We start from the raw sequence: 12,479 nt of genomic DNA, 5'->3' as shown, positions 1-12,479 counted from the left end.
TGCAGACATGAATGGTCAGTTTATATGAAAATTCATGCAATTCAACTATCATCCATCCATGCACCAAGCCCCCCCATCTCACATCAAAGCGCTCAGTCCAGACTTTGAAACGCCGCATTTCAAGCAAGCCCTGTCACGCTTTGCCACGGGTGTGACCGTCATCACCACCTTTGCACCCGGTGCACGCAAGGGCGATTCGGCCAGCAGCAGCTTTGTGGGCATCACGGCCAGTTCGTTCAATTCGGTTTCACTCACACCGCCGCTGGTGCTCTGGAGCCTGGGGCAAGGCGCCAGCAGCGCACCGCTGTTCCATGCGGGCACGCATTACGTGGTGAACGTGCTGGCCGCCGATCAGCTGGATGTCTGCAACCGTTTTGCCTTTGGTAAGGGCGACCGCTTTGCCGACACCGCTTACAAGCTGGGCGAGTCGGGTTTACCCATTTTGGATGGCGCTCTGGCCTGGTTTGAATGCCACAACCGCAGCCGACACGAAGAAGGCGACCATGTGATTTTTGTGGGCGAGGTGGAACGCTGCGGCTTCAGCGATGGCTCGGCCCCACTCGTTTACCAGGGCGGTCAGTTCAGCACCACCACGCCACTGGCATGAGCAACCCGGCAGGCTTTGTCGACGACTACCTGGCCTACTTGCTGGCACGCGCCAGCCATTTGATTTCGAGCGAGTTCCATGCCGTGGTCGAGGCCAGCGGCCTGAGCCTGATGGAGTGGCGCGTGATGGCCAGCCTGTCGGGCAAAGACAGTTTAAGCATCAACGAACTCGCCAGCATCGTGCTGGCCAAACAACCCACCGTGACCAAGCTGGTCGGCCGCATGCAAGACGCCGGGTGGGTCAAGCGTTGCGACGCCGCACACGACAAACGCCAAAGCCTGGTCAGCCTCACGGCCGCAGGTCGGCGCAAAGTGCAGCCGCTGCTGAAGCAAGCCAAAGCGCACGAAGCGCAGGTGGTGTCGGCCTTGGGGTCGGGCCCGGCACATCAACTCAAGCTCATGCTGGAGAGCTTGATTGCGGCGCATGGCAGTACCTGAGCGCGCAAGGGCACAGCCAAAATTTCGGGCTTTAAGTTTGGGTGAACCATTTATTGCCGGTCTTTGCGGCAAGTGGTTGGGGCTAAGACTCAACGGCTGTTTTGCAGTGATAGCAGCAGTTCGTCATAAGACTGCCAGTTCACCATCTCTGCTCACAACCGGTCATTGAGCCCCTCAATTCCAGCGACTGATACTGGGGTGTGTCCGACATTAAACTATTTGGTTAATATCAACCACGACCAAACTTATAACTAAAAAGTGCAAAAGGGGTAGGCAAGTGAGCTTAGATCAAGAAATCGCGGAAGCGCGCAAAGAGATCGTGGCCGACGGCTACGACATGTCTGTGGGCGAAATCATGAATCTCTACAAGGACGAAGAGATCTTTATCAATCCATCCTTTCAAAGGCTTTTTCGCTGGACTGATTCACAAAAAACTCGATTCATCGAGTCATTGCTGCTCGGCATTCCCATACCTCCAATATTTGTGGTCCAGGGCGAAAATGGCATCTGGGAACTGATTGATGGCTTGCAGCGACTTTCCACGGTTTTGGAATTCGCAGGATTCCTTCGAGGCGAGAACGGCATGATTGCGCCGGCTTCGAGCCTGGGTGGCACGGCCTTTCTCCCGTCTTTGGCCGGAAAGCGCTGGGAGCCGAGCTCGGAGGGTGCGGATGATGGCATCGGGAAGGAGCAGCAACTGCAAATTAAGCGGGCGCGGCTTCGCGTTGAGATTCTCAAGAAGGAGAGCGATCCGAAGGCGAAGTTCGAACTTTTCCAACGCTTGAACAGCGGTGGCGCGAACCTGACGCCGCAAGAAGTCCGCAACAGCGTGGCCGTGATGCTTAACCCCGGCTTCTTCGACTGGCTTGTGCTGAGATCAAATGATGCCAACTTCAAGCTGACGACGGCCCAGACTGAAATTGCGCTCGAACAGCAGGCAGGAGTCGAGCTCGCTCTGCGATTTTTTGTTTTCCGCAACGTCCCTTACAGTTCTGGCCTAGACGTTCACGAATACTTGGATCTTGGTCTGGAAGCGATAGCCTCGAACAAAACCTTTCCGCTTCAATCTGAGGAGGAGGTTTTCACGAAGACCTTTCAGTGGCTCGGCGAAGCTTTGGGTGACCGCACCTTCAAGAAGTGGAATGCCCAGCAGAACCAATTCATGGGCAAGTTCTTGATGTCCAGCTTCGAGGTGATCGCGGTCGGTGTGGCTGCGAACGCCAAGGCACTAGCTGGCATGCCTGCTGCGTCGCGAAACGAATTTCTGCTCGACCGTGCGCAGGCACTTTGGTCCGACGCGGTATTCAATACCCATTCAGGTGCTGGCGTACGCGGAACGACCCGCCTAGCGAACCTGCTCACCATGGGCCAAGCTTTCTTCGCGCCATGAGACGGCTGAAAACCCAAAACCAGCTCCAGGATTTCCTGGACGCGGAGTTGAGCTGGCGCGTCAAAGAGATATCTACACTCAAAGCCGCGGTAAAGAGCTCCGCCTTTATCTCGGAACAAACTTTGGTACGAGCTTCCGTTGCGCTTCTTTATGCGCACTGGGAAGGATTCATCAAATCCGCGGCAACTGGGTACATCACTTACGTCAACAATCAGGGGCTCAACTACTCGCAGTTGAAGACTTGCTTCGTAGTGCTTGGTTTCAAGAAAGCCTTACATGATGTTCAGCAATCGAAGCAGTCTCACGTTAACTCCACGCTGATTGACTTTCTTCGAGAGGGTCTGGCCGAAAAGTCGAATTTGAAGATAGACACAGCCATCAACACGGAATCCAACCTTAGCGCTTCGGTGTTCGAGAACATTCTTCACGCCGTAGGGTTCGAGACTTCGCCATACGAGGCGAAGGCTCACCTCATCGACGAAAGCCTTTTAAAGCGCCGTAACACCATAGCCCACGGCGAATACATTGACGTGGCAAAGGACGATTGGGCCAAACTGGCCGACGAGGTATTGCAAATGCTTAGGCAATTCAAGACCGATATTGAGAACGCCATGGCACTTTCCGCCTTCAAACGGCCGGTGGCGACTTAGACGGTTAGGCCGACCATGTTCCGAAAGGTTTTGCACCACAAAATGAGACTCACGACCTGCCAGAGGTAAGCTGCGGATATCACGTCTCTGCCACAGCCGACTGACCCCTCCCAGCCTAAATCTGCCGATCGATCTAAGCTTTCTGCAGCTTCTCACCAAGGCCTTTTTCGTTCACTCGGGCACCACCGCCGTGACCTCAATCTCCACTTGGGCCCGGTCTTCCACCAGATCGGCCACTTGCACCAGCGTCATGGCCGGGTAGTTCTTGCCGATGACTTCCTGGTAGACCTTTCCCAACTCGCGGCCACGGGCCAGGTATTCCTTCTTGTCTTTAACGTACCAGGTCATGCGGGCCATGTGCTGTGGGCCTGCGCCTGCGCACGCCAGCGTGTCGACGATGTTTTGCAGGGCCTGGCGGCACTGGGCAACAAAGTCGTCGGTCTCGAATTGGGCCTGGCCGTTCCAGCCGATCATGCCCGCGACGAACACCATGCGGCCACGCGCTTCGATGCCGTTGGCATAGCCTTTGGCGGGTGCCCAGCCTTCGGGTTGCAAGACGTTGAACATATGGGGCTCCTCAGGAAGAAATTTGACGCAGCTTGAAGCGCTGCAGTTTGCCGGTTTCGGTGCGGGGCAAGGCGTCTAAGAAGACCACCTTGCGCGGGTACTTGAACGGGGCGATGGTTTGCTTGACGTGTTCTTGCAAGGCTTTTTCTGTGGCCGCATCGCCCGTGTGGCCAGGCTTGAGCACCACATAGGCCTGAACGATGTGGCCGCGGTCTTCGTCGGGCATGCCGACCACGCCGCATTCGGCCACGGCCGGGTGTTGCAGCAAAGCGCCTTCCACCTCGGGGCCCGCGATGTTGTAGCCCGCCGAGATGATCATGTCGTCGTTGCGTGCTTGGTAGCTGAAGTAGCCATCGGCGTCCATGACGAAGGTGTCGCCGGGCAGGTTCCAGCCGTCTTTCACATAGTCTTGCTGGCGCGGGTCGGCCAGGTATTTGCAGCCTGTGGGGCCGCGCACGGCCAAGCGCCCCACGGTGCCAGGCGGCACGGGTTGCATGTCGTCGCCCACGATCTGCGCCACATAGCCGGGCACCACTAGGCCAATGCTGCCGGGGCGCACTTGCGCGCCCGCACTCGAGATGTAGATGTGGATCACTTCGGTGCCGCCAATGCCGTCGGTCATCTCGATGCCCGTGGCCTGCTTCCACAGCTGGCGGGTGGCGTCGGGCAAGGCCTCGCCTGCCGAGACGGGGTGCTTGAGGCTCGACAGGTCAATGCCTTTGGCCAGCGTTGCCATTTGGCGGTACATGGTGGGCGCGGTGTAGCACTGCGTGGCGCGGTACTTGGCAATGGTCTGCATCAAGGTCTCGGGCGTGTGCTTTTCGAGCAGCACGGTGCTCGCGCCACAGCGCAGCGGAAACGCCAGCAAGCCGCCCAAGCCGAAAGTGAAGGCGATAGGCGGCGTGCCGCACACCACATCGTTCTCGTTCATCTGCAAGATGTGGCGCGGGAACAAGTCGCACATGGCCAGCACATCACGGTGAAAGTGCATGGTGCCCTTGGGCTTGCCCGTGGTGCCGCTGGTGAACGCGATCAGGCACACATCGTCGCGGCTGGTGGCGTGAGGCGTGTACGCGCCACTTTGCTGCGCCATGCGCTGTTCCAGGCCATCAGGGGCATCGCTGCGAAACTGCACCAGCTGCTGCAAGCTGGCCATGTGGCTGGCGTGACCGGGCGTCATGCAGTGCTGCAGTTCGTCGGCCAGCAGGCTGTCGCACAGGGCGGCGCTGACTTGGGCTTTATCGATGATCTGTGCCAACTCGCCCGCACGCAGCAGCGGCATGGTGGGCACCGCCACCAGCCCGGCCTTGAGTGCGCCCAGCAAGCAAGCAGCCATCATGGGGCTGTTGCCTCCGCGCAGCAAAATGCGGTTGCCGGGCACGAGGCCCATGTCTTGTGTCAGCACCTGCGCGATGCGGTTGCTCTTGTCCTGCAACTGCGCATACGTCCAACTGAAGTCGCCGCCACCTTTGTTGAAGTCGCTCACGCCATGCAGCGCGATGCGATCGCCTCGGCCTGACTGCACATGGCGGTCCACCAATTCCACCGCGCAGTTGATCTGGTTCGGGTAATCCAGCTCGGGCCGATCCGCTATGAACACAGGCAGTTGATCTTGGGGCGGCAGCCGGTCACGCGCAAAGGTGTCGGTGTGGCTGCTGGGCAGCAGTTGGTTCCAGTCGCTCATGTCAACCTTTCAGCAAGTCTTTGCCGATGATCAGCTGCTGCACTTCGGTCGCGCCTTCGTAAATGCGCAGCGCCCGAATCTCGCGGTACAGCGACTCCACCATCACGCCTTTTTTGACGCCCATGCCGCCGTGCATCTGCACCGCCATGTCGATGATCTGCTGCGCGTTTTCGGTGGCGGTCATCTTGGCCATGGCCGCTTCGCGGGTGATGCGCCCGCCTTGGTCACGCAGCCACGCAGCGCGATACGTCAAGAGCGTGGCGGCATCCAGCATCGTGGCCATCTGGGCGATCTTGGTTTGGGTGATCTGGAAGTCGCCCAAGGTTTGGCCAAACATCTTGCGCGAACGCGCCCAGCTGATGGACTCGTGCAACGCACGCCGTCCAAAGCCCAAAGCGGCTGCGGCCACCGAGGTGCGGAACACATCTAGCGTGGCCATGGCGACCTTGAAGCCCTGACCTGCTTCGCCAATGCGCTGGTTGGCAGCGACCTTGCAGTTCTCAAACTTGAGCGTGGCCAGCGGGTGGGGCGCGACCACGTCGATCCGCTCTTCAATCGACAGGCCGGGCGTGTCGGCATCCACAATGAAAGCCGTGATGCCGCGTGCGCCAGGCGCTTCGCCTGTGCGGGCGAACACCACATAAAAGTCGGCGATGCCGCCGTTGCTGATCCAGGTCTTGCGGCCGTTGAGCACATAGCCGTCTGCCGTGGCCGTGGCGCTGCACTGCATGGCGGCCACGTCGGAGCCTGCATCAGGCTCGCTCAAGGCAAAGGCGCTCAAGGCCTGACCCGACGCCACACGCGCCAGGTAGCGCTGTTTTTGATCGGCTGTGCCCATGAGGCTGATGGCACCCGTGCCCAACCCTTGCATGGCAAACGCGAAGTCAGACAAGCCGTTATGGAAAGCCAGCGTCTCGCGCAGCAGACAGAGCTGACGTGTGTCGATCACGTCAGACGCTGCGCCATAGGCCGTGCCCGACACTGCATGCTTGAGCCAACCGCCACTGCCCAGCAGGCGCACCAGGCGGATGCATTCGGCGTCTACCGCGTCGCGGCTTTCGTCGTGGTGCGCGTGGACAAGATGCTCGTTGCACCAGACGTCCAGCCGCACTTTGAAGTCGCGGTGGCTGTTGTCAAAGAAAGGCCAGTCGAGTTCTGGCGGGTGGGTGGCTGGGTGATTTGACATGGCTCAGTCCCCTTCAAACACGGGCGTTTGCTTGGCCACAAAGGCGTGGTACGCCCGGTGGAAGTCGTTGGTGGCCATGCAGATGGCTTGGGCCTGGGCTTCGGCCTCGATGGCTTCGTCCACGCCCATGTTCCATTCTTGTTGCAGCATTTTTTTGGTGATGCCGTTGGCAAAGGTGGGCCCTGCCACCAGCTGGGCGGCGATGGCCTGTGCCTCGGCCAACACCGTGCCTGGCTCGCATACGCGGTTGTAAAAACCCCAGCGCTCGGCTTCCAGCGCGCCCAGACCACGCCCGGTGAACAGCAACTCGCTGGCTCGCCCTTGGCCGATGATGCGCGGCAAGAGCGCGCACGCGCCCATGTCACAACCGGCCAGGCCGACCTTGTTGAACAGGAAATAAGTCTTGCTGCGCTCGGTGCCGTAGCGCAGGTCAGACGCCATGGCCAGGATCGCGCCTGCGCCTGCGCACACGCCGTCGATGGCGGCGATGATGGGCTGCGGACAAGCGCGCATGGCCTTGACCAAGTCGCCCGTCATGCGGGTGAAGGCCAAGAGACCGGGCATGTCAAGCTTTGTGAGCGGGCCGATGATTTCGTGCACGTCACCGCCCGAGCAGAAGTTGCCGCCCTCACCTGTGATGACCACCGCGTGGATGTCGGGCGCGTAGGGCAAGGCGCGGAAAAAGTCACGCAGCTCGGCGTACGAATCAAACGACAGCGGGTTCTTCCGCTCGGGGCGGTTCAGGCTCACCGTGGCCACACCGTCTTTGACGGACAGCAAAAAATGCTCGGGCTGGTAACCCGCCATGGGCTGGTTGTGGCGGGGCAACTGGTGCGGCTGACCGGGCAGGTAGCGTTGGGTCATTTTGTCTCCTTCGATTGTGAGGGTGTGCCGGACTTCAGGGTGCCCAGCAATTGATGCAGTTGTGTTTGTTCTCGCTCAGCCAGCGGCGACAGCAGCTCGACGACCCAGCCCTCGTGCGCTAAGGCCATGGCCGCGAAAGCGCTCCGCCCAGCCTCAGTCAGACTGACGGTGTAGGAGCGCCGGTCGCTTGCCTGCATTTGCCGCTGCACCAGTTGTTCTTTTTCGAGCTGATCAACTATGGATGTGACGTTGCCACCCGTGACCATCATGCGACGCGACAGCTCGCTCATCGACAAGCCTTGCGGCTCGCGCTCGAGTTGCGCCATCAGGTCAAAGCGCGGCAGCGTGATGTCAAATTGCTCGCGCAGGCGTTGGCGGATCGTGTCTTCGATGCGGGTGGTGGCCGAGAGCAGTCTCAACCACAGACGCAGCGAAGCGTGGTGGTCGGCGTGCGCGCGCACTTCCATATCCGTGTCTTGTCGTGCGCTCATGACACCAGCTCCCCACCATCGATGGCAATCGATTGACCGTTGATCGCATCGCTGCCTGCAGCGCACAGCCACAGCACGCTTTGCGCCACTTCGTGCGGCTGCACCAAGCGCTGCTGCGGGTTGCTGGCGGCCAAAGCCTGGCGTGCTTCGGCTTCGCTCTTGCCAGTTTTGCTCACGATGTTTTGCACCGCTTCGCGCACGATGTCGGTCTCGGTGTAGCCAGGGCAAATGGCGTTCACAGTCACGCCTTTGCGGGCCAATTCGAGGGCCAGCGCTTTGGTCAGGCCCACCACGCCGTGCTTGGCGGCCACATAGGCGCTCACATAGGCATAGCCTTTGAGGCCCGCCGTGCTGGCGATGTTGACGATTCGCCCGGGCGTGCCTGCTTTGGCCGCTTCGAGCATGCCCGGCAGCACGGCTTGGATGCAGTGGTAAGTGCCCGTCAGGTTGACGTTCAGCATCTGCTGCCATAACGCGGCATCGGTCTTGGCAAAGGGCGCGCTGTGCGCCTGGCCCGCGTTGTTGACCAGAATGTTCACCGGGCCAAAGCGGGCCTGCGCTTGCTGCACCGCCGCTTGCACGGCGTGTTCATCGGCCACGTCCATGGGCGCGATCAGGATCGCCACGTCGGGCACCTGCGCACGCAGCGCCTCGGCTTGCGCCTGCAGCTTGTCCTGCGAGCGGCCACACAAGGCCAAGCGGCAACCCGCTTGCGCGAGCTGCAATGCAATGGCCGCGCCAATGCCTGCACCTGCTCCGGTGATGAGGGCATGGCGGCCCTGCAGTTCATCGGCCATTCAATCCCCCTTTGTCGCAGCCTGCTGGGCACGCTCGCGGGCAAAACCTGCTTCGAGCTGCGGCTTGCCCGAAACGTAAGCTCGCGGCCAAGCGATGTCTTTGAAGCCAATGCGTGCTGCTTCTGTCAAGGTCCAAGCTGGGTTGGCCAGATGCGGGCGGGCCACAGCGCACAGGTCGGCGCGACCCGCGGCCAAGATGCTGTTGACGTGGTCGGCCTCAGAGATGGCGCCCACTGCGATGGTGGCGATGCCCGCTTCCTGACGGATGCGGTCGGCAAACGGGGTTTGGTACATGCGACCGTAAGTGGGCTTTTGCTGCGCACTGACCTGGCCTGATGAGCAGTCGATCATGTCGGCCCCTGCGGCCTTGAAGGCGCGGGCGATCTCGACCGCATCGGTGGGTGTGATGCCGCCTTCGACCCAGTCGTGCGCCGAAATGCGCACCGACATGGGCAGGTCTTTTGGCCAAGCGTCGCGCACAGCGGCAAACACTTCCAGCGGATAACGCAGACGGTTTTCGAGCGAACCGCCGTACTCGTCGTTGCGCTGATTTGTAAGAGGGCTGATAAAGCTCGACAGCAAGTAGCCGTGGGCGCAGTGCAACTCCAGCCAGTCAAAACCAGCTTGGGCAGCGCGTTGGGTGCTGGCCACAAAGTCGGCTGTGACGCGATCCATGTCGGCACGGGTCATGGCGCGGGGCACATCGCCGTGCGGCAAATAGGGTTGCGCCGAGGCCGCCAGCAATGGCCAGTTGCCCTCTGCGTCGTCAGCGGGCACAGGCTGGTCCATGCCCGGGCCTTGCCAAGGGCGGCAGGTCGAGCCTTTGGGTCCGGCATGGCCGATCTGCAACCCGATCTTCGCGTCAGACTTGGCATGCACCCAGTCCACTATTCTTCCAAAGTCGTTTGTCTGCTGCTCATTCCACAAACCCGGGCAGCCGTGCGTGATGCGACCGTCGGCGCTGGGTGCGGTCATCTCGACCATCACCAGCCCGGCGCCGCCCACGGCGCGTGCGCCCAGGTGCACCAGGTGGTCGTCGCCCACGCGGCCTTCCACCGCCATGTATTGCGCCATGGGCGAGACCACCACGCGGTTCTTGAGCGTGACCGAGCGTTGGGTGTAGGGCGTAAACATGGGGGGACGAATGCCAGGTGTCGCGGTACGGCCCGCAAACCAGGCCTCGTAGCCTTCCAGCCAGGCCTTGTCACGCAAACGCAAATTCTCGTGGCTGATGCGCTGGCTGCGGGTGAGCATGGAGTACATGAACTGCTCGGGCTCGAGCTGGTCGCAGTAGCGCTCGCCGCACACCTCGAACCATTCCATGGCGTTCCAGGCGGCGTTTTGCAAACGGATTACGTCGATCTCGCGCACGGCTTGGTAATGTTTCAGCACTTCAGGGATGCGGTCAGCGGTGTCGCCGAGCGCCTTGAACTGACGCACCAACTCAATGGCGTCTTCGAGCGCGAGCTTGGTGCCCGAGCCAATGGCAAAGTGCGCGGTGTGCACCGCGTCGCCCATCAGCACCACATGGCTGTTGCCGTTGAAGGTGGACCAGTTGGCGCACTTGACACGCTGGAAGTTGAGCCATGCCGAGCCACGGAGATGACGGGCGTTGGTCATCAACTTCTCACCTTGCAGGTTCTTGGCAAAGAGCTTTTCACAGAAGGCGATCGATGCGTCTTGGTCTGCTTTGTCCAGGCCGTGCGCCAGCCAAACGTGTTCGGGGCACTCGACGATGAAGGTGGAAGTCTGGTTGTCGAATTTGTAGACGTGCGCTTGAAACCAGCCGTGCTCGGTCTTTTCGAACAAAAAGGTGAAAGCGTCGTATTGGCGGTTGGTACCCAGCCAGATGAATCGGTTGGGACGGGTGACGATGTCAGGCTTAAATACTTCAGGCGTGCGGCTGCGCACACGTGAGTTGACGCCATCACTGGCAATGATGAGATCGGCATCAGGAAAGTCCAAATCCGAGTTCACGTCCTGCTCGAACATGAGTTTGACACCGACTTGTTCGCATCGGTCTTGCAAAATGTTGAGTAATTTTTTACGGCCAATGCCCACGAAGCCGTGGCCGCCTGATCGAATCACACGATCCTTGAAATGCAGCTCTATGTCATCCCAATGGTTAAAGGCCTGCTCAACCTCGGCAGCAGTCTCGATGTCCCACTGGCGCATGTTTTCCAGCGTTTGATCTGAAAACACCACGCCCCAGCCAAAGGTGTCGTAAGGCTTGTTGCGCTCCACCACGGTGATGTCGTGGTGTGGGCCGAGCTTTTTCATCAGCAATGCAAAGTACAAACCCGAAGGACCACCGCCAATGCACACGATTTTCATGTTCGTTCTCTTTGCTATAGACCACACAGACCATTGATTAAGGCCTATATATTTCATACCTCAAGTATTGTCGCGAATGAAAAGTCGGTCAATCAGGGAGTAACCCGTAGAAAACGAAAGAACGAGAAAGAGGGAATGGTGCGAATATAGAAATGCTTTGCACAAAGCAAAACGCCCCACCGGTCGGTGAGGCGTTTTGGGCTGTTAGAAGCCTGACGATGTCCTACTTTCACACGGGAACCCGCACTATCATCGGCGCTAAGTCGTTTCACTGTCCTGTTCGAGATGGGAAGGAGTGGGACCAACTTGCTATGGTCATCAGGCATAACTTGTTGTCATCTTGACCAAGTCAAGACAACGAATTCATAGAGTTTGGAATCAGATTTTGAGCTTGCGCTCGGCCTTTCAGCCTTTTTGAATGCGTCAACTTGGCATAACTTCCTTGACCAATGCACACCTTGCGGCGTGTGATCAAAGTTATAGGGTCAAGCCGCACGAGCAATTAGTATCGGTTAGCTTAACGCATTACTGCGCTTCCACACCCGACCTATCAACGTCCTGGTCTTGAACGACTCTTTAGGGGGCTCAAGGCCCCGGCAGATCTCATCTTGAAACGAGTTTCCCGCTTAGATGCTTTCAGCGGTTATCTCTTCCACACTTAGCTACTCGGCAATGCCACTGGCGTGACAACCGATACACCAGAGGTGTGTCCACTCCGGTCCTCTCGTACTAGGAGCAGGCTTCCTCAAATCTGCAGCGCCCACGGAAGATAGGGACCAAACTGTCTCACGACGTTTTAAACCCAGCTCACGTACCTCTTTAAATGGCGAACAGCCATACCCTTGGGACCGGCTACAGCCCCAGGATGAGATGAGCCGACATCGAGGTGCCAAACACCGCCGTCGATATGAACTCTTGGGCGGTATCAGCCTGTTATCCCCAGAGTACCTTTTATCCGTTGAGCGATGGCCCTTCCATACAGAACCACCGGATCACTATGTCCTACTTTCGTATCTGCTCGACTTGTCAGTCTCGCAGTTAAGCACGCTTATGCCATTGCACTATTATCACGATGTCCGACCGTAACTAGCGTACCTTCGAACTCCTCCGTTACGCTTTGGGAGGAGACCGCCCCAGTCAAACTGCCTACCATGCACTGTCCCCGATCCAGATAATGGACCTAGGTTAGAACCTCAAACACACCAGGGTGGTATTTCAACGTCGGCTCCACTGAAACTAGCGTTCCAGCTTCAAAGCCTCCCACCTATCCTACACAGATCTGTTCAAAGTCCAATACAAAGCTACAGTAAAGGTTCATGGGGTCTTTCCGTCTTTCCGCGGGGAGATTGCATCATCACAAACATTTCAACTTCGCTGAGTCTCAGGAGGAGACAGTGTGGCCATCGTTACGCCATTCGTGCAGGTCGGAACTTACCCGACAAGGAATTTCGCTACCTTAGGACCGTTATAGT

General features: G+C 59.0%; 11 protein-coding genes and 2 rRNA genes (1 of these 13 only partly in view). 4 read left to right on the top strand and 9 right to left on the bottom strand.

The features are described from left to right. The first annotated feature begins 58 nt into the window (after positions 1–58). The 4 genes from L63ED372_RS00295 to L63ED372_RS00280 all read left to right on the top strand — a co-directional run bounded on the left by L63ED372_RS00295 (position 59) and on the right by L63ED372_RS00280 (position 3,084). A complete protein-coding gene (locus L63ED372_RS00295; protein ID WP_082431535.1) occupies positions 59–607 on the top strand; it encodes a flavin reductase family protein in 549 nt (182 codons plus the stop codon). Then, a complete protein-coding gene (locus L63ED372_RS00290) occupies positions 604–1,044 on the top strand; it encodes a MarR family winged helix-turn-helix transcriptional regulator (RefSeq protein ID WP_062401665.1) in 441 nt (146 codons plus the stop codon). The genes L63ED372_RS00295 and L63ED372_RS00290 overlap by 4 nt, the downstream gene beginning before the upstream one ends. 277 nt (positions 1,045–1,321) lie before the next feature. After that, a complete protein-coding gene (locus L63ED372_RS00285) occupies positions 1,322–2,434 on the top strand; it encodes a DUF262 domain-containing protein (RefSeq protein ID WP_062401662.1) in 1,113 nt (370 codons plus the stop codon). After that, positions 2,431–3,084, top strand: coding sequence for an MAE_28990/MAE_18760 family HEPN-like nuclease (locus tag L63ED372_RS00280; protein ID WP_062401659.1), 654 nt, complete (start codon positions 2,431–2,433; stop codon positions 3,082–3,084). The genes L63ED372_RS00285 and L63ED372_RS00280 overlap by 4 nt, the downstream gene beginning before the upstream one ends. 171 nt (positions 3,085–3,255) lie before the next feature. Here the strand turns inward: L63ED372_RS00280 and L63ED372_RS00275 are convergent, their stop codons facing one another. The 9 genes from L63ED372_RS00275 to L63ED372_RS00235 form a co-directional block, all read right to left on the bottom strand. After that, the gene (locus L63ED372_RS00275) at positions 3,256–3,651 is read right to left on the bottom strand and encodes a RidA family protein (RefSeq protein WP_019427185.1); all 396 of its coding nucleotides are present in this window, start codon (positions 3,649–3,651) and stop codon (positions 3,256–3,258) included. Positions 3,652–3,661: 10 nt separating this feature from the next. After that, positions 3,662–5,335: an AMP-binding protein gene (locus L63ED372_RS00270; RefSeq protein WP_062401657.1), complete on the bottom strand. Its 1,674-nt coding sequence runs from the start codon at positions 5,333–5,335 to the stop codon at positions 3,662–3,664. A 1-nt stretch (position 5,336) separates the two neighbouring features. After that, positions 5,337–6,521: an acyl-CoA dehydrogenase family protein gene (locus L63ED372_RS00265; protein ID WP_062401654.1), complete on the bottom strand. Its 1,185-nt coding sequence runs from the start codon at positions 6,519–6,521 to the stop codon at positions 5,337–5,339. A gap of 3 nt (positions 6,522–6,524) precedes the next feature. After that, a complete protein-coding gene (locus L63ED372_RS00260) occupies positions 6,525–7,385 on the bottom strand; it encodes an enoyl-CoA hydratase family protein (RefSeq protein WP_062401651.1) in 861 nt (286 codons plus the stop codon). Then, the gene (locus L63ED372_RS00255) at positions 7,382–7,876 is read right to left on the bottom strand and encodes a MarR family winged helix-turn-helix transcriptional regulator (protein ID WP_062401648.1); all 495 of its coding nucleotides are present in this window, start codon (positions 7,874–7,876) and stop codon (positions 7,382–7,384) included. Before L63ED372_RS00255 ends, L63ED372_RS00260 begins: the two co-directional genes overlap by 4 nt. Further along, the gene (locus L63ED372_RS00250; RefSeq protein WP_062401645.1) at positions 7,873–8,673 is read right to left on the bottom strand and encodes an SDR family NAD(P)-dependent oxidoreductase; all 801 of its coding nucleotides are present in this window, start codon (positions 8,671–8,673) and stop codon (positions 7,873–7,875) included. The genes L63ED372_RS00255 and L63ED372_RS00250 overlap by 4 nt, the downstream gene beginning before the upstream one ends. Next, positions 8,674–11,007 carry a bifunctional salicylyl-CoA 5-hydroxylase/oxidoreductase gene (locus L63ED372_RS00245; RefSeq protein ID WP_062401642.1) on the bottom strand — a complete coding sequence of 778 codons (2,334 nt, stop codon included), beginning with the start codon at positions 11,005–11,007 and terminating at the stop codon, positions 8,674–8,676. It lies immediately after the preceding gene. A 210-nt stretch (positions 11,008–11,217) separates the two neighbouring features. Further along, a 5S ribosomal RNA gene (gene rrf / locus L63ED372_RS00240) occupies positions 11,218–11,330 on the bottom strand. Positions 11,331–11,488: 158 nt separating this feature from the next. Then, positions 11,489–12,479 (bottom strand): 23S ribosomal RNA (locus L63ED372_RS00235); it runs 1,886 nt beyond the window's last position.

Origin of the sequence: Limnohabitans sp. 63ED37-2, from assembly GCF_001412535.1 — a bacterium.
Taxonomy (GTDB): Bacteria; Pseudomonadota; Gammaproteobacteria; order Burkholderiales; family Burkholderiaceae_C; genus Limnohabitans_A.
Note: the sequence above shows the minus strand (reverse complement) of the source record. Positions and strands in the feature narration are given on the sequence as shown.